Source organism: Lysobacter firmicutimachus (assembly GCF_037027445.1).
Taxonomy (GTDB): Bacteria; Pseudomonadota; Gammaproteobacteria; order Xanthomonadales; family Xanthomonadaceae; genus Lysobacter; species Lysobacter firmicutimachus.
In genome coordinates this window covers 2,950,002-2,973,546 of record NZ_JBANDL010000002.1, presented here as the reverse complement: position 1 = coordinate 2,973,546, position 23,545 = coordinate 2,950,002, and the positions used below count along the sequence as shown (strand labels likewise).

General features: G+C 60.5%; 9 protein-coding genes. 6 read left to right on the top strand and 3 right to left on the bottom strand.

What is annotated here, in order from left to right; genetic code table 11:
• The first annotated feature begins 184 nt into the window (after positions 1-184).
• Complete coding sequence (pnp, locus tag V2J18_RS12985) at positions 185-2,293, top strand: polyribonucleotide nucleotidyltransferase (RefSeq protein WP_064749515.1); 2,109 nt, start codon at positions 185-187, stop codon at positions 2,291-2,293.
• 102 nt (positions 2,294-2,395) lie between these two features.
• Here pnp and V2J18_RS12980 read toward each other — a convergent pair whose 3' ends face one another.
• Positions 2,396-3,046, bottom strand: coding sequence for a hypothetical protein (locus V2J18_RS12980; protein WP_336131977.1), 651 nt, complete (start codon positions 3,044-3,046; stop codon positions 2,396-2,398).
• Positions 3,047-3,221: 175 nt separating this feature from the next.
• Between V2J18_RS12980 and V2J18_RS12975 the strand changes: the two genes are divergently transcribed.
• Positions 3,222-3,962 (top strand): hypothetical protein, encoded by a 741-nt coding sequence (locus tag V2J18_RS12975; protein WP_336131976.1) that lies wholly within the window; start codon positions 3,222-3,224, stop codon positions 3,960-3,962.
• Between the two features lie 66 nt (positions 3,963-4,028).
• Here V2J18_RS12975 and V2J18_RS12970 read toward each other — a convergent pair whose 3' ends face one another.
• Both V2J18_RS12970 and V2J18_RS12965 read right to left on the bottom strand, forming a co-directional pair.
• Entirely contained in the window at positions 4,029-4,886 is an 858-nt protein-coding gene (locus V2J18_RS12970; protein ID WP_064749539.1) for a helix-turn-helix domain-containing protein, read from the bottom strand.
• 126 nt (positions 4,887-5,012) lie between these two features.
• On the bottom strand, positions 5,013-5,504 hold the full coding sequence (locus V2J18_RS12965) for a hypothetical protein (protein WP_261370193.1): 492 nt from the start codon (positions 5,502-5,504) through the stop codon (positions 5,013-5,015).
• Positions 5,505-6,413: 909 nt separating this feature from the next.
• On the opposite strand from V2J18_RS12965, the gene V2J18_RS12960 reads away from it, so the two are divergent.
• From V2J18_RS12960 to V2J18_RS12945, 4 genes are all read left to right on the top strand, one after another.
• A complete protein-coding gene (locus V2J18_RS12960) occupies positions 6,414-8,549 on the top strand; it encodes a peptidase domain-containing ABC transporter (protein ID WP_064749512.1) in 2,136 nt (711 codons plus the stop codon).
• Entirely contained in the window at positions 8,539-9,921 is a 1,383-nt protein-coding gene (locus V2J18_RS12955) for an HlyD family type I secretion periplasmic adaptor subunit (protein ID WP_336131975.1), read from the top strand. Before V2J18_RS12960 ends, V2J18_RS12955 begins: the two co-directional genes overlap by 11 nt.
• Positions 9,921-12,080 (top strand): type I secretion system permease/ATPase, encoded by a 2,160-nt coding sequence (locus tag V2J18_RS12950; protein ID WP_064749510.1) that lies wholly within the window; start codon positions 9,921-9,923, stop codon positions 12,078-12,080. The genes V2J18_RS12955 and V2J18_RS12950 overlap by 1 nt, the downstream gene beginning before the upstream one ends.
• Positions 12,081-12,200: 120 nt before the next feature.
• The gene (locus V2J18_RS12945) at positions 12,201-23,324 is read left to right on the top strand and encodes a C80 family cysteine peptidase (RefSeq protein ID WP_336131974.1); all 11,124 of its coding nucleotides are present in this window, start codon (positions 12,201-12,203) and stop codon (positions 23,322-23,324) included.
• Positions 23,325-23,545 lie beyond the last annotated feature (221 nt).

Genomic DNA, 23,545 nt, shown 5'->3' with positions numbered 1-23,545 from the left:
AGGCAACGCCACCAGCGGCGGTACGCGCGCGCGACCGCCGAACTGGACAGGCCTGCGGGCCATTGCGATGCGGCGCCGGAGCGCGCGCGCACCACAACCAATCCTCAGGCCGCTTGCGCCGGCGGCCTACCGGAGCGAGGCAGGGGCCTCGGCCGGGCACGCATAGATACCGAAGGAACCCAACGTGGCAAAAATTACCAAGACCTTCCAGTACGGCAACCATCAGGTGACCCTGGAGACCGGCGAAGTCGCCCGTCAGGCCAGCGGCGCCGTGATCGTCAAGATGGACGACACCGTACTGCTGGTGACCGCCGTCGCCGCCAAGAGCGCGCGCGAGGGCCAGGACTTCTTCCCGCTCACCGTGGATTACCAGGAGAAGTTCTACGCCGGCGGTCGCATCCCGGGCGGCTTCTTCAAGCGTGAAGGCCGCGCGACCGAGAAGGAAACGCTGATCTCGCGCCTGATCGACCGTCCGATCCGTCCGCTGTTCCCGGAAGACTACAAGAACGAAGTTCAGATCATCGCCACGGTGATGTCGCTGAACCCGGAAGTCGACGGCGACATCCCGGCGCTGATCGGCGCTTCGGCCGCGCTGGCGCTGGCCGGCACGCCGTTCCAGGGCCCGATCGGCGCGGCCAAGGTCGGCTACAAGAACGGCCAGTACCTGCTGAACCCGACCGCCACCGAACTGCTCGACTCCGACCTGGAACTGGTCGTGGCCGGCACCTCGAACGCGGTGCTGATGGTCGAATCCGAAGCCAAGATGCTGTCCGAAGAGGTCATGCTCGGCGCGGTGATGTTCGGCCATCGCGAAATGCAGAAGGTCATCAACGCGATCAACGAGCTGGTCGTCGAGGCCGGCACCAAGCCGTCGAGCTGGGAAGCTCCGGCCAAGAACGACGCGATGATCTCGGCGCTGAAGGAAGCGGTCGGCGGCCAGCTGGCCGAAGCCTTCCAGGTGCGCGACAAGCTGCAGCGCCGCGACGCCATCGGCGCGATCAAGAAGGACGTGCTGGCTTCGCTGGCCGGCCGCGCCGAGGCCGAAGGCTGGGTCGCCGCCGACCTGTCCAAGGAATTCGGCGAGCTCGAGTACCAGACCATGCGCAACGCCGTGCTGACCACTAAGGTCCGCATCGACGGCCGCGCGCTCGACACCGTGCGCCCGATCGCCTCCAAGGTCGGCGTGCTGCCGCGCACCCACGGCTCCTCGCTGTTCACCCGCGGCGAGACCCAGGCGATCGTGGTCGCCACCCTCGGCACCGCGCGCGACGGCCAGATCATCGACGCCGTCTCGGGCGAGTACAAGGAACACTTCCTGTTCCATTACAACTTCCCGCCGTACTCGGTCGGCGAATGCGGCCGCTTCGGCGCGCCGAAGCGCCGCGAAATCGGCCACGGCCGTCTCGCCAAGCGCGGCGTGCTGGCGGTGATGCCGACCATGGAAGAGTTCCCGTACACCATTCGCGTGGTCTCGGAAATCACCGAGTCGAACGGCTCGTCCTCGATGGCTTCGGTCTGCGGCAGCTCGCTGGCGCTGATGGACGCCGGCGTGCCGATCAAGGCGCCGGTCGCCGGCATCGCCATGGGCCTGGTCAAGGAGGGCGACAACTTCGTCGTCCTGTCCGACATCCTGGGCGACGAGGATCACCTCGGCGACATGGACTTCAAGGTGGCCGGTACCGCCGAAGGCATCTCGGCGCTGCAGATGGACATCAAGATCCAGGGCATCACCGAAGAGATCATGAAGGTCGCCCTGGCCCAGGCCCAGGCCGGCCGTCTGCACATCCTCGGCGAGATGGCCAACGCCATCACCGCGCCGCGCGGCGAGCTGAGCGAGTACGCGCCGCGCCTGCTGACGATGAAGATCCATCCGGACAAGATCCGCGAAGTGATCGGCAAGGGCGGTTCGACCATCCAGGCCATCACCAAGGAAACCGGCACCCAGATCGACATCCAGGACGACGGCACCATCGTCATCGCCTCGGTGAACGCCGCCGCCGCCCAGGCCGCGAAGGCGCGCATCGACCAGATCGTGTCCGACGTCGAGCCGGGCCGCATCTACGAAGGCAAGGTCGCCAAGATCATGGACTTCGGCGCCTTCGTGACGATCCTGCCGGGCAAGGACGGTCTGGTCCACGTCTCGCAGATCTCCAACGAGCGCGTCGAGAAGGTCAGCGACAAGCTCAAGGAAGGCGACCTGGTCAAGGTCAAGGTGCTGGAAGTCGACAAGCAGGGCCGCATCCGCCTGTCGATGAAGGCCGTGGAAGAAGGCGAGGGCGTGGCCGCCGAGTAATCGGCCCGCGCATCGCAGCGATTGAAGAAAAGCGGGCTTCGGCCCGCTTTTCTTTTGCCTGCGCGTTTGGCCGGCGGTCGCCGCGGGCGATGCGTCCGGCCCTCAGCCGATGTTGCTCTTGACCTTGTCGGCGGTGGTCTTGAGGAAGTCGGCGATGGCCTTGATGTGTTCGTTGCTGTCGCGCAGGCGGGTTTCCTGCGGCGGTTGCACGTACAGGGTGTAAGGCTGGTGCGCGCCGCCCGGCGGCAGCACGTAGTAACCCCAAAGCATGCCGGCGTTGACGAACTTGCCGGTGACCAGGTCGACGGCGTAGTTGGCGAACTTGGTCAGGGTCGCGGTGGAGACCAGGTTGGGAGCGATGTTCTTGCAGAACTCGCGCGGCGTATCCACCAGCCAACACAGGTCCGCGCCGAGGTGCCGTTGCGGGCCGTCGAACTTCGAGTTCGCGATACGGCCGTTGTCGCTGCCGTACAGGCACTGGGCCATGAATTGGCTCTGGCCGGTGTCGGGGGCGCGCTTGTCGACGTTCCAGGCATTGGGCTTGGTCTGCTCGAAGACCTTGGTCTGCGGAAAGATCAGCTGGACCAGACCGAGCTTGTTGCGCGCCGGCAGCGGCGCGTAGCTGGACTTGAAGTCGCCGCCGTACTGGATGGCCGTGCTGCCTTCCTGCGGATCGGGTTGCGACACATAGGGATACAAGTCCAGGGTGAAGTGGCCGATGTGGAGCAGTTGCTCGGGGAGGTAGTTGCTCATGGCGGGCCTTTCGATGGGTGGAAGGCGGCGGTGCGACGTTCCGCAGGCGGAGCGCGCGACGCTCATGGGTGCTAACGCAGGCTGCATCGCGGCGTGAAGCGCCGCCGCGACTTGCCGCTGCGTATACTCCTGCGCTTGCGCAAGGCAGGGAGTTTCGCGTCATGAGGACGATGCCATGAGAGGACTGTGCCGGGCCGGCTTGTTGGCCGCTGTGTTCGCCGCGCCGGCGGCCTGCGCCGCCGCGCAGCCCGACTGCGCGCGCATCGAACACATGGTCGAATGCATGAGCTGGATCGAAACCCGCGCCGACGGCAACGGCCATGCGGACTATCTGGGCCGGGTAGAGCGCTATGCCGGCGACGAGACCCGGGTGGCGATCGACAACGGCGGACATCGGATCGAGGTGCTGCTGCTCGGCAACGGCCGCCGGTTCGTGAAAGGCGAAGCGGCGGGCGCGCTGCCGGAAGACCCGGCGGCCTTCGTCGGCCTGGTTGCGACGCCGCCGCTGCTGTGGCTGAGCATGCTGCTCGAGGAAGGCGCGCGCTGGCCTGCGCCTGGCGCGCCCTTGGAGCGGGTCGCCAGCACGGACTGGGCCTATGGGCAGGAGCGCTATCGCGTGCGGATCGAAGCCTCGGCGGACGCCGGCTATGCCATCGAGATCGTCAAGACCGAGACCGTCAGTACCCCGGAGTCGGCGCCAACGCCGGACCCGAGCGGAACCTTCGCGACCATCAGCACCGACGAGGATCGCGCCGCGCGCCTGGCCGAGCTCGCTCCGGTCGGCATGCGGATCGCGGCCCGCGTGCGCCTACAGCCGCCGTCGCCGCCGCTGCCGGACGATTTTTCCCTGCAGGGTTGGATGCAGCCCGGCGCCGCGGCTGCGACCTTGGGCGAAGCGCGCCGCGCCTCGCCCTGAGCGATTCGCCCGGATGGCGCCGGCCGAGCTGTCGTCGGCCAGTGGCTGGGGTGTCTTGCGGCGCGCTCAATGCGTCGCGGCGACGATCTGCGAGGGCGTGAGCCCGAGCGATCGGCGCAGGCATCGCGCCATGTGGCTGGGGTGGGAAAAACCGCAGGCCAGGGCGACCTCGCTGATGCCGTGACGGCCCTGCTGCAACAGCGTGCGTGCGCGTTCGACCCGCCGCTCCAGCACGAAGCGATGCGCGGGCAGGCCGGTGGCCTGTTTGAACAGAGGTTTGAAGTGGGAGACGCTGAAGCCTGCGATCTCGGCCAGTTCCTCCAGGCGCAGATCGCGGTCGAGATGGGCTTCGATGTATTCGATCACCCGGCGCAGGCGCCAGGCCGGTAGCGCGCCGGCCGCGGACGGCGCCAAGGGTTTGCGCGATTGCAGCGCCAGCAGGCGCGCGGCCAGCGCCGAGGCCAGACCGTCGGCGAACAAGCGCCCGCCGGGAAAGCCGTCGCTTTCCTCGGCTTGCATCATCCAGCCGATGCGTTCGATCTGCGGGTCGCGGATGTGGATGGCCGGCGCGAGCTCGTCCGCCGCTCCCGCGCCCAAGCCGTGCACGGTGTCCTGCCACAGCGACGGCGCCAGCCGCAGCAGCAGCGAGCGTGCCGGACGGGTCAGGGTCCAGCGCGTGCTGCTGCCGCCGGGCACCACGCAGAATTGACCGTGCAGGCGCACGCCTTGGCGTTCGTAGCGGCCGGCGCGATAGGACACCGGCACCGGCGCGCCCAGGTGCAGGCAGAGCACATGGCGCCGGTCCACCGGCGAGTCGAAGCGCCCGACCGGCACCGGCGAGGTCAGCACGTCGAGCTGCGGCAGCGGGCCTGAGGCCGACGATGCGGTCGAAGGGGCGGGGTAGCAGACGGGACGGTCGCTCATGCGCGGATGCTGGTCCGCGTCCGCCGCGGCCGGCATGTGCTGGAGTGCACCCGCGGGCCGGCGGCTGGTTCGCGGTACTCCGCGCCGGTGAACTGCGTCCCGCGATCGAAGTACGGGATCACCGCGCTACGGTGGGCGTTGCCAACTGTCCATCATCAAGGCCTTGAGCACCAGCTGTCGATCCGGTCCTGATGCCATAGAACAAGCAACTGAAGCGTCCTCTTTCTTTCGAGCCATTTGAAAGTAGAGGTGGCTGGCGAGTTCGCCATCGCGTAGTGATGTGGTGAAAGGCCGCCCAGCGATCGGTGCGGGCGGCGATGGCTGCAACGGTGGCGCCAGTCCTCGGCCATGCGCCGGACCTCGTCCAGCGTGGCGGATACGAACCGGTCCGGTGCCTCGTGCTTGGCCCAGTGCTTCAACGCGTCGCTGATGAACTCCGGGCCATTTTCCACGCGCAATCGTTTTGGCGCCGCGCACCTCGACGAGTTCGTCCAGGACGCGAACGATGTTGGCCGATGGCAGGTTGCTGTCGATGTCGATCTTCATCGACTCCCGGTTGAGGTCATCGTTGACGTTGAAGGTGCGAAAACGCCGGTCCGGCCAACGCGCATCGGACATGAAGCAGACGGACCAGGTGTGATTGGCGGAGGGTGGAGCTTTCAGCGGTTCCCTGATCCGTTTCGGTAGGCGACGCTTCCCGTGCCGCAGCAAGTTGAGCTTCAGCGTCTGTCCATGTGCCGGGTCCGCGCCTTGTCTCAGCCCTGCTGCCGCAGCGCACCGTCGAACAGCAACCCGAAGCCTTGGTCCGGGTTGTCCTTCAGATGCAGCTCGATGGCAGCGACCAACGGCCCGTCATTGTAGGCACGGGGCCGATAGTGCCGTGCCGACCGAGACAGGCGCAGCGCTCGATCGGCATGTCGGGCGCTCAGTCCATGATCGGTTTGCATCGCCAGACTCGGCCTCAGCCGCCGAGCCTGGCTTAGAGCCTTCGCGGCATGACGTCCTTGAGTGCATGGCGGTCCAAGGCCGGGTCGGCGTACATGCACTTCAACCGAGCCAGTTCGGCTGCGATGTCCTTCAGGTGCCGTAGTTACGACACCTTCATGCCGGTGTGCTTCGATTTCCGTATGTAGTACGTCAGCTTGTTGATTCCGTGTTTGCGGCAGGTCTCGGCGACCCTGCGCGCCGGCTTCGGTCTCTTTCAGTATCCGGACGATTGAACTTCGACTTCTTCATGCAGAGCTTCTTGGGGAGGGGACTGCTTCTGTTTGGATCGAACTAGCGAGGACGCTTTGGGCCCGATTGTCGTGATCGCCGCCAGTCGCGGTCGATACATGTGATCAACGCGGCACCTTGGCGCATCAGCAAGTAAAAAATTTGAGACCTATTTCACAAAAAAACTAAGAATTTTGCCAATTGAGGCGGCTTGCAAGCCATCGATATTCTTTCCCGCCATGAGAGTTGGTCAGATCTGTAAGCGCTTCGTTCGAAGCCGCACGGTGCCTGACTTCCAAGGGCCGGTGGCAAATGTCGAAGATTCGAAATTCCGATGGCCAACTCGATCCGCTGAGTTCGGCGCTGGCGTGCTGCCGGATCCTGCTCTCCCTGGCGAGGGGCCAAGATCAAAGTTTCGACATCCAGGTTCAAGGCGTCGAAGTCAAGCGCGCGATCGCAATATACGGAAAGGCTAGCAGCGCCAAGTTTTCCGTAACCAAGCTTCGCTATTCGAAGCTGGCCAAAGCCCGCTTGCCCATTGCCTTTCGGACCGAGGCGGGTAGGTATCTAATTCTACTGAATCGGTCGGCCACTCAGGCGTTGGTTCTTCATCCGGGCAGCTCCAGCCCGCAAGTCATTAGTGGCGATCAACTTAAAGCGATTTGGGGCGACGAAGTCATCAAATTGCTCGATTCGCCACCGAAATTCGACGTTCGCTGGTTCGTTCCGGAATTCATACGGCACAAAGGCTTGCTGGCAGAGGTGCTGGCCATCTCTCTGGTGCTGCAGCTGTTGGCGCTGGGGTCGCCGTTGGTGTTTCAAGTGGCGATGGACAAGGTTCTGGCGAACAAGGCGCTATCGACATTGGACGTCCTTACGGTCGCGTTGGTCGTGATCGCAGTTTGGGAAGCGATTCTGACCGGATTGCGCGAGTACATATTCACCCACACCACTAATCGAATAGACATAGGTTTGGGCGTCAGGCTATTCAAGCATTTGATGGGTTTGCCGCTGCTCTATTTCAAGTCCCGTCAGATCGGAACGATCATCGCCCGTGTGCAGCAGTTGGAGGGAATCCGGTCCTTCCTTACCGGGTCCATGCTTACTCTCTGTGTTGATCTTCTGTTCGCATTCGTGTTCCTGTATGTAATGTCGCGGTTGTCGTGGGCGCTAACCTGCGTCGTTCTCGTCGGCATGCCTTTTTACTTCGCTATCGCCTACGCGAGTACGGGACCATTGCAGCTGCGAATAGATCGTCAGTTTCAGGCTGCAGCCATGAATAAATCTCTGCTGACAGAGTCGGTCGGCGGCGTAGAGACGATCAAGAGCATGGCGGTAGAGCCGAGAATGCTTCGGCGGTGGGAGGCGCAGACCGCGGAAGCAGTAGAGGCGGGATTCCGCACCCAGAGTTTGAACAGCATGATCAGTCACGGCGTGACGCTTCTACAGAAGGTCATATCCGTCGGCGTCATCTGGTACGGCGCTCATTTGGTGACTTCTTTGCAGATCACCATAGGGCAGCTGATCGCATTCAACATGATGGCGTCGCATATCAATGGACCCATCTCCAAGCTCACCGACCTTTGGCAACAGTTCGTTCAAGCCAGGGTCGCGGTTGACAAGCTCGGGGACATGCTGAATCTGCCGACTGAGTCGGATCAAGCGGCGAACGAGCCGGCGGAACGGATCACCGGATCGATCCAGCTGTGCGATTTAGTGTTTCGCTATCAGCCAAATTCGGAGCCGGTGCTGAAGGGCGTGTCCTTGGATATCGAGCCGGGAGAGAGTATCGGGGTGGTCGGCCCTTCAGGATCCGGAAAAAGCACGTTGGCCTATCTGCTGCAGAAACTGTATGAGCCGGATTCGGGTGAGATCCTTCTCGACGGCTTGCCGCTGAAGCAGCTGAGTACCCGTTACTTGCGCAGCCAGATCGGCGTGGTCCAGCAGGAAAGCTATCTCTTCAATCGCAGTGTCCGCCACAACATCGCCATCCGGGATACCTCGGCGTCGCTGGACGACGTAGCGCGAGCGGCGAAACTCGCCGGCGCTCACGACTTCATCCTGCAGCTTCCGTTGGGCTACGACACCGTTTTGGCGGAAGGCGGGAGTTCCCTCTCGGGCGGACAGCGGCAGCGCATCGCTATCGCCCGCGCCCTTATGGCCGATCCGAGAATACTAATCTTCGACGAGGCGACCAGCGCCCTGGACGACGAATCGCAGGCCTTGATCCAGGAAAACATGGCGGAAATATCCAGGGGACGCACCGTCATCACGATCGCCCATCGCCTATCCGCGGTTCGACAATGCGACCGAATCGTCGCGTTGGAACATGGTCGAATTACCGAAGTCGGAAGTCACGATGAACTGATTTCGCTCGGCGGATGCTACGCCAAGTTGTTCCAATTGCAGCGCTCGTTCGGGGATGCAGGAGAAAGAAATGCTGCCTAATCGCATAAAAAACGCGTTGAACGTCGTACGTTCCGCCAGTAAGGGCAGTCATCTGGAAAAGAACCGGGACGAATACGAGTTCCAGCCGGGATACCTAGAGGTCGTGGAGCGCCCGCCGGTGCCTTGGTCGCGCCGAACCGCTATCGCGTTGACGGCGCTATTCGTCGCGGCGCTTATCTGGTCGATTGCCGGTCATCTGGACATCCAGGCCAACGCGGCGGGGCGCCTGCTCGTGCCCAGCAATTCGAAAGTGGTTCAGGCGGTCGAAGGCGGCGAGATCGCTTCGATTCACGTACGCGACGGCGCTCGAGTCGAGGTCGGCGACGTACTGATTAGCCTGAATCCGATCGGCGCCGACGCAGAGCTAAGGTCGTTGCGCAATCAGCTGAACTCCAAACTGTTGGAGCAGGCCAGGCTGCAGGCGATGCTGACGGACGATCCGGTCGCGAACTTCACCGCACCGGAGGAGGTGTCGGCCGAAGAGGCGGCGCTTGCGCGCGGGCACCTGATTAGTTCTTCGAGGGAAAGGCGGGCGAATGTCGCCGGGATTGAAAGCGAAATGGGAGTCAATCTGGCCAATCAGCGGGGACGCAATGCGGACATCGCGGCGCTGCAGAAGCTGGAGGCCAACGTAAGCGAGCGGCTGGAGGCCTATCGGGCTTTGGCGGCCGACAAATTGCTTTCCAAGGTGGAGTTGCAGCAGCAAGAGAAAGAGCGCCTAGAGATAGAGCGATCTATCTCCCAGCAGCGATCCGATCTGGCAGTGCTGAGGGCGCAGTATCAATCGTTGAGCAATCAGCGAAATAGCTACTTGGCGAAGATGGTCAAGGAGTATCAGGACAATCTGAGCTTAGTGCGAGTGGACAGTTCTACCCTTGCCCAGCAGTTGATCAGGGCGCAAGAAAAGCTGCGCCTGCAGACACTGAGGGCGACGGTCAGTGGAGTTGTGCAGCAGCTGGCCGTGCATACCCGTGGCGGCGCGGTGCAGCCCGGGCAACAGTTGATGGTGATCGTGCCTAACGAGAGTTCGCTGCAGGCAGAAATCATGGTGCTCAACGCAGATGTGGGGTTTGTAAAGCCTGGGCAATCGGTCGAGTTGAAGGTCGACTCTTTCGCCTATACGCGCTACGGAACCGTGCCTGGGAAGATACTGAACGTTTCCCGCGACTCGGTGAAGGACGATCAGTTGGGACTGGTATTTCCTGCCCGGGTCGAGTTGAGTCGTCTGCATATGTCGTCCGACGGCAAGAAGTTCCCCTTGCAAGCGGGCATGAGCGTGACCGCGGAAATCCGCACGGGGAAGCGGCGCGTCATCGACTACGTTCTCAGCCCTTTGCGTGAGTATCGCTCCGAAGCGCTGAAGGAGCGGTGATGTTGAGGTTGACGGCGGGCCGATGTTTGGCCAATGGCGCAATCGACAGCGGATTGGTGGCTCTGTCCTATGCGGCGCGGCATCACGGGATTTCGGTCGAACCCGAGCAGTTGCGCCATCAACTCGGGCGGACGCAAGGCGTAGCGAGTGAAATAGACATTTGCCGCTGCGCGCGCCTGATCGGCTTGAGGGCAAGAAGCGTCCATAGCGGAGTGGAGAGAGTCGCAGCATTGCCGCTTCCGGCGCTATTGGCGACGAACGTAGGCTGGCAAGTACTCGAGGCGGTGGACGAGGCGAATGCGATCTTGCGCGATCCGACGACCGGCACGCGCTCGACAGTGACGTTCGGCGAGCTGCCTTCGGCGTGGCAGGGTCAGGCCATCCTGCTGGCCGAGACGAGCGAGCCAGCTGGACGGAAATCATTTGGCTTCGCTTGGTTCGTTCCGTCGGTCATCAAGCATATCCGGCAGTTCAGGAGCGTTCTGTTGGTGTCACTGATGCTGCAAGTGATCGCCTTGGTGACTCCGGCAGTATTCGAGAACGTCATCGATCGAGTCTTGGTGAGCCGAAGCATCTCTAGTTTGCAGGTGCTTGGAATCGCACTGCTCGCTTTGGCGGTATTCGAGCCGGTGTATGGATTCTTGCGCTCTTGGCTGTTCTCGAACGTAGCGGCGAAGATTAATTCTGAGCTTTCCGCGCGCGTCTATCAACATCTGATGGCGTTGCCGGTCGGATATTTCCGCAAGCGCCAGACGGGAGAAATCATCGCCCGCGTCGGCGAGATGGATCATATCCGCCAGTTCCTGACCGGCTCGACGATGACCGTAGTGTTGGATTTGATGTTCCTCGGGATGTTCGTCGCTGTGATGCTTGCCTACAGCGTCAAGCTGACTTTGGTCGTTCTGGCGACGCTAGTGATCTACTTCGTTCTGTGGATGGTATTAGGCCCGCTGTTGCGCATCCGCACTAAGCGAGAGTACGAACTGAGTGCGGACAACACCGCGTTCTTGACCTCATCGGTCACTGGCATCGAGGTCATAAAGACCACTGCCACGGAAGAGCTATTTCTGCGGCAATGGGAGAGCGAGTTCTCTAAGTTCGTGCGGGCTTCGTTTCGGTCGAACGTGCTAGGAATTTCCGTCGGTCAATCAATCGGTCTGGTGCAGAAGCTGTCGAGCGCTTTGCTGTTGTGGTGGGGCATCACTTCGGTGATGGATAACAAACTCAGTCCGGGCGAGCTGGTGGCGTTCAATATGCTCGCAGGGCATCTCACTCAGCCGATCTTGCGTTTGGCGCAAACCTGGCAAGACCTGCAACACGCGATGATTTCGTTGCGTCGCGTCGGCGACGTGCTCGACGAACCCACGGAGAGCGGAAGCGGCGGACTGGCGTCGATCCCGGCGCTACAGGGAAGGGTTGGATTTAAAAACGTTTTCTTTCGATACGGCGAAGACGGCCAGGAAGTGCTGCGCAACTTGAACCTGGAGGTTCGTCCGGGCGAGTTCATCGGCATAACTGGCCCCTCGGGATCGGGCAAGAGCACGATCAGTCGGTTGCTGCAACGGCTGTACGTTCCGCAGCGCGGGCAGGTATTGGTGGATGGGATCGACCTTGCGATCGCCGATCCGGTGACGCTGCGCCGTCAGATGAGCGTTGTTCCGCAAGAAAGCGTTTTGTTCTCAGGCACCGTGGCCGAAAACATCGCTATGTGTAGGCCGGAGGCCTCCGAGGCGGAGGTCGTCGAGGCTGCCGCTTTGGCCGGTGCCGATGCGTTTATTCGGTCGCTTCCTGAGGGGTACGGCACTCAAGTCGGGGAAAGAGGCTCGCGGCTGTCGGGCGGTCAGCGCCAGCGCATCGCTTTGGCCAGGGCATTGCTCACACGCCCTAAGATCCTGCTGCTGGATGAAGCGACCAGTGCGCTCGACTACGAGTCGGAGGCTGCGATCATGGCCAATATGGACGCGATCGCCGAGGGACGAACGATCATCAGCATCGCCCATAGGCTCAACACGTTACGAAGGGCCGACCGCATTCTCGTGATCGATCGCGGCGCTGTGGTCGAAGACGGGACGCACGACACGCTGATCGCCAGCGGCGCGACCTACGCCCGATTGTGGCGCTTGCAAACAGGCGGAGCGGAGGTGGCGATGATCACCTAGCTATCGCCCAAGCCTCTTCGCTTCGAGGTGCGCAGACGCCAGTTGGTGGGCGCGTCTTTTGAATGTATTTGCCTGGCGCCCGCGACGGCGGCCGGAACACCTTTTCCTATTGAGTTGATCATGAACGAAGCTATTTCAAATATCCTTGACGGAATTATCGACGCCAACACTGATCGCAGCATTCGAGACGGCGGCCGCACGCGCTCCGAATGGTATGGAATGTCGCCGGAAGAGCGCAGGGTCTATACCAATGAGGTCCTCAAGCGCTTAGGCGAGATGCAAAGGACGACTCTGCAGGTATTGGCCGCCCAGTACATTGACATGCAGGGTAATCCGGCTTCGATCGTGGATCGTTTGGCGGAATTGAAGGCCGCTTTGGCTCAGGCCGAGAAGCGAGCCAAGGACTACGGCGAAACTCCGGCGAGGAAGAACTATATAGCGAGCTTGAAAGACACCATCTACATTTACGAGCGGCAGAATTTTCGCGACGTGGAGTACGCGAAGGCGTGGGATGCCGCGACGAAGCTCTTGAAAGAGGCCGGCGCCGGCGGCGGCGATCTCGACAGTCTGAAGACCGACAAAGTCGCAAAGCAGGCCGCTCTGACTGCCAAGATCGCCGCCCTGCAGGCCGAGTTCGACAAACTCACGCCTACGGAGGAAGGCTATCTGAAGAAAAGGATCGAACTCGCCGCGTACAAGGATCTCGGCGAGGCCAAGGTGAAGGTCGGGAAAACGATGGTGGGCAAAGACGGCTACTACGCCAGATTCCTGAATAATGACAAGGATGTTCCCGATCCGATGAAGTTGCCGATGGGGGACGACAAGGACGCTCCGCTCAACGCAACGCTGTTGCTGATGGAGGAGCGGCCCGGCTATATCCGCATGAACATCGCCTTGGTGGATGACGACTTCAATAATACCCCCAAGGGCAGTACTCAGAAAGACGTGTATCTGGGCGAGGATGGGAAGATCGTCATTCAGAACAGGGGTTCCGAAGGTGCCGCCGTCATCAACTTTTCGTTCGGTACGGACTCGCGCAGCCTTGCGTGGCAGCAAAAATATCGTATCGACGTGCCGAGCCTAACCTTGGCTCCGATCCGCTCGGTTCTGGTGAAGACGGAATTCGTCAAGCAATACTTCGGCGACTACATGGTGTCGGAGAAGTCGAGACGTCCCGCGATGCAGGTCGAGATCAGCGAAGACGGAAGAACGCTGAAGCTGACCAATGTAGATCGAAAAGTTCCCAATCAGATCGGCATTGAAGTCGGGCTTGGTAGTCCGTTCCAGGATGTGGTGAACGCGAACGCCGATCTCTCGTCTTTCCAAACCTATGCATTGGAAGACTATCGCAATTCCTACTACAACAAGGACCGGCACGGCGAGTTCAAGAACATAAACCAGCTGGCGGACAAGATCGGCCTCGGCGGTCGCCAGTACCTGCTCGAGTACACGGATAAGGATGGCAAACGCCAAGGGGCGACGCCGTTCATCATGGACGATGGCGGACACCTCACTGCGAACCAGACGAAGGAGCTCTACGAGAGCAGTTTGGACTTCTTCGAGAAATTCGACGATCTCAAGAACGGCATCGCCGAGGATCAGGCTTGGTACAAGGACCCGGTCACGCGCAAGCAATTCGAAGATGCGCTGGCGCGCACGCTTGATCGCAATCATATGACGCCCGCGGGGCTGTTGAGCGAAGTGGATCGAATCAGCGAAAGCCGCCGAGACATCAACGGCAACAGCTACAACAAATCCACCTGGGAGCGGAACTTTGCCGACGGATACATGGACAGCCCTGCAATCAAGGGCATGATGTCCGATCTGTCGAAGAAACTGGCCGGCAGGCTGGTTTGGTTAAGCGAGCAGATTCATTCTGCAGACACAGGGAAAAAAAAGACTTGGCGCCTCAGTCTGTGGGAAAAAATCATCGACAACGCGGTCTATGTTCGTACCGATCTGTTGACAATTCGCAATAGGATGCCGGAATTGTGGGGGCAGATCTATAAAGAATTTGACTCTGCCGAGAAAGCGCGAATCGCGGCTGAGAACGAAAAAATAACGGAGAGAAACAATAAGAAGATTGCAGACTGGGAGGCGCTTCCGCCTGATAAAAGAGGCGCTGCGCCGAATTTGCAGCCGCTTCAACAGTACCAAGCGAAGGATGTGCGCGACCAAATCAACGAGAAAGTTCTGCTGACCGTCCTGTCGGGGGCCGATGCGGTCGACGGGCTGACCACCGATCCGGTCTTGCGCGACAAAATCAAGGTCGAATTCGGCGGGACGGGGATAGACTCCTTGCGTACCCAGCTGTTCTTCCATGTTCTACGGCCGTTGACCCATCATCTGGACGGTTTGAACGACAATCTAAAGACCGCCTTGGGCGTCACCAAGACGGCTCCGCCCAACAACCATAAGTTCGGTTTCAACGATGATCCGTCCGTGGTTGCCATCAATAATCGGACGCTATCGAAGGATCTCTATTCGCTGCTGAATGCCGTCGATGACGCGACGGCTTTCGATAGTTTTCTTTTTCCGAACGACAAGCTGCGCAGCCGCAATCTGTATGTGCCGGACGAGAACTCAGACGCTAGCAAGTATATGAACGCACTCGATGTGCCGTTCACGGGTGGCATTTCCGGTACTACCCGCGACGTCACTCAGTATTTGAGCTCAACGCTGGGCGAAACCTTGTCGGTGCAGCAGTACTGGAAGTTCGAATTGGCTAATGCTGCGTTGATGATCCGCAATGGCTACCACTCGTTCTTCGAGGCGATCTATGTCGCAGCGCGCTTCGAACCCAAGGCAGCGGACAGCAAGGGGCCGGCACTGCTGCAGCTGTTCGACGACCTAAAGACGAAGGCGAGCGGCGGCGCGATGTTGACTCATGAGCTCTATACCGGCGTCATGGCCGAGCTCCTGCCGGTCGTCAATGAGGGGGCCGCCGGCGCGCAAGTCTTCGTGCCGCCGGTGTATGAGCGGTCTCCCGATCTGTCGGTGTTCGATACCAGCTTCCCGCGGTCCGGCAGTAGGCCGTCCCAGGTGCCAGGCGTTACGGGGACCTGGTCCATTCCAGGTGCACAGAGGGGCTTCAGAGACAGCGACACCCGCTACGAGCGCCAAATCATCGTTCAGCTGGAGAACGATCCGGACGCGGCCGAAGCGGCCGCTCGTCTGGCGGCGAAGCACCCGGACAACAGCGTTATCGTCCAGCTTGCCGCAAACGGCGACTATCGGATCCTGCAGCTCGGCGCTAACGGACAGTTCCAAGTGGTCACCGGCGACGTTGACCTGCTTAAGACGGATTCTCCGATGCGATGGCAGGTGGTGGGCCACGGCCGTGGCGCGGATGATGCGCGGACCATGGGGGGAATGAGTGCCCAAGGACTGGCTGAACATCTGGCCGACTTCCAGCGCAAGCTGTCGGCAGATCGCGGGGTAATAGGCTTGCCTGCGAGAATCAGCCTGGTTGGTTGTTCCCTGGAAAGCAACACTGCCCAGGAAGGCTTCGGCTACCGGTTCGTCAGCGCGCTTAAGGAACCCTCGGTCGAAGTGTCGATCCATACCTCGGATCTGGCGATCGACCGCAATGGCCGAAAGCAACCGGGGGCGCCGGGCGGACAGATTGCATCGGCCATGGACGACAACAAAGTGGTGTATCAATGGCGCTGGGAAGGTAATGTCGTCCAGAACCGTGCCGCCCCCAAGCCAATTCTTCTGCTCGGCCCGGATCGAATCAACGTCGCCGAACTCATCAAGAACATCCGCGGCTCGAGCCGACCGCTGTCGGATCTAAGCGCTGAAGAGCGGAAGGCATTGATCCGGTTCTTCCCGGATGCAGCAGGAACCGGCCTGAACGAAAAGGGGTTGACTGATACGCTGAAGAAGGAAGCCGACTACGACAGGTTGCTGGCCACCATCGAACGAACCGCCCTGGTCCATTTGGGCTCCAAGGGCCAGGGCCAGATCGGCCTCGGTGTCGGCGCGCTGGACAGCGTCGGTGCAGACCCCGCGGTTCGAGACACGATGCGCAAAGAACTCGCGGCAAAGGGCACGATCAAGGTCGACGGGGTCGACGTTTCGCTGGCCTTGTTGTTCGACCTCGGGGCGACGATCGACGGCAGTCCGCTGACCCCGGCCTTGGCGACGGCGCTGGGCGCGTCGATCACCGGAAAGAAGATCGCCTTCGACCCGGTCGGGCTGGCTCGAATGATGGCCGAGGTACCGTCGCAGGCGGACTTGGAGAAGTTGGCGGCGGTCGTGAAGAAGCAGTTGAGCGCCAACGGCGCCACTATCGACAGCCTCTTGCGCAGCGCACCGCTGACCGATGCGCGCGCCGACGATATGCTCGTGGTGCTTAGAGACAAGCCGGCTGCTGCATTGGAGGTCGAAGTCGCAAAGAAGGCCAAGGAACTGTTCGGCGAGCAGGCGTCCGTTCGAGCGAATTGGCTGTCTCTGGCAGAAGGCCTGGATGCGGCGCAGCGGGAGCTGGTGCAGAAGCTGTACAACACCGCCAGCGAAGCATCCGGCTTCGACTTGGTCAAGTACAACAAGCTTCAAGCCGAGCGTCCCGACTTGTCCAGCGTCGAGATCCTGCAGCGAATGGCCTTGGATACCGTCCGCAAGCGACTACGCAACGACGACAACGCCAGTAGCACGCTTCAACTTGCCCAGTGGGACGAAGGCGACGCCAAGCGCTTCTTGCTCCGCTCCGGCGTGGCAACGCAAGACGTTTCGGGGAAGTTTGATCTCAACATCGTCAATTTCAACGGGTTTATCAAGAACGCCAGCGCGATGGACCGCATTCGTGTCTCCATGGCGATGCTGAAGCTGCCGCCAGACGTGTACGCGGAAACACGTGAAGAGATCAACTCGCGCGGCGACCAGAATGCGAAGCGATTTATAGATTCGGTCGATGGCGAACGAAACAAGCCGGTAGATGTGGACCAGGGCGGCTGGAGCGACAGCGTCGGCTCTGCGCTCGACGTGTACGAGGTCTTGAACTCCGTACAGCAGTTGGTCCGCAGTTGGGATCAGATGAGCAACACCGACAAGGGCTTCACCCTGACCGAGTTGGTCGGCGGCATCGCGATGTCCCCGCTCAGTAGCGGGATAGCGAAGGCGCTGAATCAGTTGGGCAAGGTGGTGGGGAAGGCCGCCGGAACGTTGGGCAAGATCGCCAGCGTGATCGACGCCGGCGTGCTCGACCTAGCGTTGGCGCCGGTGACTTTTACCTCCATCGGCATGCAATGGAAGTCGTTCTGGTCGGACAACGGAGACAAGAATAGCTTTGAGTACAAATCGCTGGTGGCCAATACGGTCATCACCACCGTGACCACGGCCGTGAGCGCCGCCTTGACCGGCGTGGCGATCGCTTCGTCGCTGGGCTTCATTGCGGCCAGTTCGGTTCTTGGAACGATTGCCGCCTCGGCCGGGCCGATCGGCGTTGCCGTCGCCGTGGCCGGCTTCATCATCAGTGGTATCGTCCAAGGTGCTATGGCGGTGGCGGAGTACGACGAATACTTCGCCGATACCGGTGCCAAAGTGGAAGCCTTCTTCGCTGCCTGGGTCGGGGTCGAGACTCTCGGCATGAAGCGCGCGAAGGCCGAGAAGGACGCTCAAACGGACGCCGACAAGGTCGAGGCGAGCCTCAATAGCGAATGGGAAAAGACCAAGACCTATCTGTCCGACCTGTTCTCGAAGGACGGCTACAAGACGATGAACTACCGGGACCGCGAGCATAAGGTCTACCATGGTACGTTCCGCACGCGTAGCACTCCGGGCGGGCAAACGGATATGCCGTGGGGGGATAAGCCCGATCCGAGCGTATTTAGTCACGTACTGCAGGATCGCCCGGACTATGGCGCGATGGAGACGAGGGAATCCGATCGACTCTCCAAGGGCGGCGGCGTATGGGCCGAGCTCGGTACCACCGATAAGAACTATGCCGCACAAGGCGTCGCAGACGAGAACAACCTGTTCAATATGAGCGGGGCGGCGCTGAAGAGCGCCAAGGGTGGAGCGAAGACCGATGCCTTCAATCTCGATGCCCTCACCGAAATCGAGGAAATCGACGGCCGGGACGGTAACGACACGGTGTTGTTGGATGCCGCCGGGACCGATGTCGCGCTGAAGCTGGTAAACAGCCAGACTCGATTGACCTATAGCGGGCAGGCGATTCTGCTCGACCAGGTAACCAAGAATGGGAACCTGGACGCCGCGGCCCCCGATGTGACCAGGGCGGTTCAGCAGAATGTCAAGGTCGGAGGCATCGAATCCTACATCATCAGCGACGCGGGCAAGGCCGACATCGAGGGCGGCGCCGGCGATGAGTTCTTCGACGTGTCTGGCGCGAACGTGAAAGTGTCCGGCGGCGCCGGAAACAATACGTACTCGTTGAATCAGGGCAACCAAATCTTTAGCTCAAGCAACGATGTCGTGCTGTGGAACGGGAGGGTCGATGCGACCGTGACCATGCTCGGTGTTCCGGAAAAGGATACCCAGGCATTGCTGATCGATTTGCCGGCGCATCATCGCGATGTCCGAGTGCGTCGGGTCGGAAACAACGTGGAGCTGTCCTATGAGGCCACGGCTGTGGCCGATAGTCGCCATACCGTGTCCAAGCTGCCTCGCGCGGAGACTCGTACACTAACCATCAAGGGGATATACGACGCGAACGGAAAGCTGGACGCCAGCAAGGCCATTCAATTCTTGGATCCCCGCGGCAACAGCTTCTCGATGACTACGCTGGGGCTGATCGACAGCCAATGGCTGTCCCTGGCGATGATGGGAAAGAGCTTCGTGTTCACCGAAACGCAGGCGGCGACGCCGAGGCGGGTGGTCAACGATACTGCGGCCAATACCTATACCCTGAAAAAGGGCGCCGGCAGCTTCATCGGCGAGGTGCATACCGGCATGTCGATGCAGTTCGTGTTGGAGGCGAACCTGGAGGATTTGACCTACAGCGTGAAGAACGACGAGCTGATCATCGCCACGGTTCCTGGCAAGCCCAGACTGGAGCTGAAGATCCCGGGCTATGCCGAAGCGCTCAATAGCGGTGTTCTTCGCGTTGCGCTAGTGCCTCCGAAGGCCGACACGAAGGCCCAGACTGCAAGCGGAGGCGTCGCAAGTCCTGAAGACGCGGATTCCGGGAAGTCCACGATCATCATGGTCGAGCTTCCGGCGGCGAAACTGGATGCGAGCGGACCCTTGAAGGCCATGGGCGATGGGTCCTTGATGGAGGAGATCGAGCGCGAATTGGATAAGGTCGGCGGGCCGTTGGAGATCGTTTCGGATAGCAATAACCAAGGTGCCGAGATCGTTCTGCAGGGCGTGGGTACGGAGGCTTTTACGCAGTTGCGCGTCGGCGACGATCTGCTGCTCTACCAGGGCGACTATTCCAAGGCCAAGAAGCGACGGGTGAAGAACTACTTCTCCTACGCGACGAAGCCGACCATCAAAGATAAGCGCGGTAGCGTTGTCAGCGTCTTGGCGATCGCTCCTTCGTCCTACGCCGGCAACAATCTGGATAATACGTTGGTGGCCGGAAGCGCGACCGAACTGGCGGGAATGGATGGGGCCGATACCTATGTGATCGATATCGCCAGCGATGGTCCGACCCGCTGGGTGATCGACAATGCATCTACGGATAAAAAGCTTGATACCTTGCATCTCAATAAGGCGCCGATCCAGTGGCTGAGCGGATTCCGGCAGGCCGGCGACGACTTGGAGATTCTCCTGGACGTTCCGAAAACCGGCGGGGGCAGTCCTACCAAGAAGACGATCGTAATCAAGAACTACATCATCGATCCCCTGGCCCGGAATCTCGATCTCAGGATGGATGGGGCACTCCCGTTCAGATTGCCTTTGGTGGATTCGGATGCCGGCTTTTTCCTGCACGTCGGTTCGAGCGTCTTGGTGGTGGGCGACGGCGTGCATGAGGTCCAGGTGCCCAGAAATTCGATGATGGCGCTCAGGGTGCTCGATCCATCAAGCACGAGCGTCCTGTTCGACGGTGCGGGCTATCAGATGGAGGTGCAAGGCTACGATCTGAAGCTGATCAAGGACAAGACGACCATCTACTTGCGCGACTACTACCGCAATCCTGCGGGCGTGTTTGGTATTCCGCAAACACTGATTCCGGCGACGTTCAAGAGCGAAATTCAGGCCCTATTCGGGCGTTTGAAGGTGCCGCGCGAAAAGTGGGTCGCCTATATGCACAGCGACATCGACACCGAAGCGGAACTCAAGGAGATCGCGGTTCTCAATCAGGAAGATCCCAGTTCGAATGCGACCGATTTCCAGGCACTGCCGAGTGGAGACTTCGCTGTTTATTTGAAAACTCCGCCGGGTAGCGGGGAGCGGGTCTTATTCGCGACCGGTGGCGGCGGGAGCAACGGCTTCAAGCTGTATATCGATAGCGATGGCTACCTTTGCTACAAGGCCTATGTGACCGAGGGAGGGAAGGATGGTGTCGAGTACACCTTGTACTCCGAGTCCGCACGGATCTCCAACCAAAGGAATGCTCCTGTCGCGCGGCCGAGCGACAGCGAGTTCGTGCTGCAGTTCAACGGCAGCACCCTGACCGTTGTCGCGAACGGCGCCAATGGGCGCACGATAACTAACGATATTCGCTTGGATCTCTCCAGCGATAATCGCTTAAACTTCGGTCAGACGCGCCTGGCGAGCAGCACGCTGAAGCACGACGCCAACCCTATTCGAAAGATGAAGGAAGGTACGGTCGCCAATGCGCAGGTCGACAGTATCTTCTGGTCGAGTGGCCATACCTGGGGCGCGAACCCCAGCAACATCGAGTTGTACTACAGGGTCAACGGGTTCTCCGCCGCAAAGGCCACGGCAGCGGTAAGCGCCGGATTGACCTCGGTGGCAGACGTCGGAACCACTTGTCTTGCGTTCAAGGCGTCCGAGGGACGGTTGTCGGAAGACTTCATCATCGCTTATGCGAAGCAGCATCAGAGCTGGCTGCATGTAGATGGCGGCCTGGAGTTCGCCGAAGCCTTAGAGGCTATGGGGTATGCGCCCGACTTCATTTTGGATGCGTACAAGTATGGGCTTTCGGCGCAGGATATCGCGGCATACAGCTTGCTCGACAATGATCTGCCCGACGAGAATCGATTGGCGGACTTCGCCTTGGCTCTATACGCAAAGACCAAGCCGTATCTGATGATCAATGCCGGGCCGGTTGGGATCCTCAACTCGAACGATCAGGCGCTGTTGACGACACTGCTGGATTTCTTGGAAGTTCCCGCCTGGGACCGGCCGAGGTTGTTCCATGGTGTGGCCGGCAACGCCACTGCGGCTCACATGCAGCAGCTGGCGGTCTTGATCGGTTCTACCTATGCCTCGGATGAGGAGAAGAAGCGCGATTTGCAGAGCTGGTTGGTTCGCGGGTCGGGCGGCGATATGTCGGTCATGCACCGTTTCGTTCCGGGCTCGGTAGACAAGGCCGGCGATGAGAAGCTGCTGAAGTTGGTGCTGATTTATAAGGGATTTCTGGCCGGCCGTGCAGAATTCTTGGCCAAGAAGATGGTTGACGCTCAGGTTCTGGATTACGAAGCCGTGGAAGGGTTGTTGAACGCCGGCGTCAGCGATCCGGCCCAACTCAAGCACCTGGCCCAGGCCGGTGTGGACGGCTACGACTTGCTCGATGCCAATGCGCAGCGCCTTCAGTACGAAGGAAGCGGCAGGCGCGACGGGCTGATTAAAGTGTCGGCCAGCTTGCCTATGGTGACTGGTACGCCCGCGCAGACCGATGCCTATTACGCGCGGGAAATCTTGGGCATCGATCGGGATGGCAATGTCTACAAAATGGGCACCGACCTTAATAATTTGGTGCTTAAGAGTGCGAATGGTACTCCACTGCCCGGCCCTATGCCGGACACTAGCCAGTGGCAGTTCATCCATCCAGGCGAAGTGCTCAGTGTGGGCGGTGTCGTTCCTAACGGCTACTTGGGCGACGACGATCCGGTGATTTGGCTGTGGAAAGCCGGATTCGTCGATAAGGGCGTGAAGCTGAGTGCCGCGACCGAGACTGGTTTCGGCCGTAGTACCGACGAGAATCTGGTCGACGGCAGTGCCCATAGCGGCGAGGCGTTCTCGTGGCGTGCAGCCAATTCGACGGAAGTGATAAAAAAGGTCGAGAACGGCGAGGTCAAGGAAGAGGTCCGGATCAAGGATCTGTCTTTGGAACAGACGGACTCGATCGCCAGTGAAATCGTCCATTTCGATATGCAAGGAAAAGTCCTGCTTACTTCGTTGACTCTGCAGACGGAGTATGATCGGGTCGATGGTAGTCCCCCGGATATCGCTCGCAGCGGTGTGTATATCGTTGAGGCGCTGCGAACGGACGGCAGTTGGGTGGAGGTGTCGAAGGAGAGTTTGCTTTGGACGCCTGTGCCCGGCGAGAAGAAAGGCGACAAGGTCGATATGACCGTTCAATTGGACCCTAAGGGCGCCGCGTATCAGAACTATCGCGTCCGCCGTACTTCTGGCAACAAGGACAGCGATCGCCGGATTTCCGGCGTAAAAGTCCAGCAGAGCGGGCAATCGGCAGCGCAGAGCATCTCGTATCGACTGCCGAGCGGCCAGGCGTCCGAAGACCCGCTAAGCAGCGAGATCGTGGCGGTTCGTTTCGATATGAAGCATAAGATCGCCCTGTCTACCTTGACTCTGAAGACCACCTACAACCCGGCCGACGATAAGCAGCTGGACACCACACGTCATGGCGTTTACGTGGTCGAGGCTTTAAGCGCGGACAACGCATGGGTGAAGGTTTCGACGCAGAACCTGGTCTGGACGCCCAAGGAGGGCGAGAAGGCTGGCGACAAGACGGACATGACCGTTGCGCTCGATACCAAGGGCATTCCATATCAAAGCTACCGTATCCGCGGCATCGAAGGCAGCTACGACCGGGATCGCTGGATCGACGAGGTTACGTTCACGACGAGGCAGATCGATCTGGTTTCGCCTCCCGCCCCGGCTTCGGGCGGATCGCCGTCGCCAAGTAAGCTGAGCCAACCGGATGAGATCAGTCCGTCGGCCAGCGCCGACCGAGATGCTGCGGTGCCGTCGTCGGCCGGCTGGTCGATCGAAAAGCTGATCGAAACCATGGCGGGCTTCGATGCCCAATCCGGAGTCGATCCAGGCACTTCGCAAGGCCAGCCGACGAAGATGCGAGGCGCAATGCTGGCACCGCCTTTGACCCACAATATCGCTTTGCTTTAACGCAAAGGAGCGGCCGGGTCTCAGGGCCCGGCCGTCCCCTGAATTTGCGGCGCGGAGGGAGACCTCCGCGTTTTTTTGGGGCCTAGTAGGGAAAGCCGCCTCACAATGTAGCTATTCTCCGAATGCACAAGGAGGTCGTGCAGCTGCACCTCCCGATTGGTGAGGTCCAATTTCAGACCCTCGTGCGCGGCTGAGCGCTGGATTTGACTGTATCAGCACCG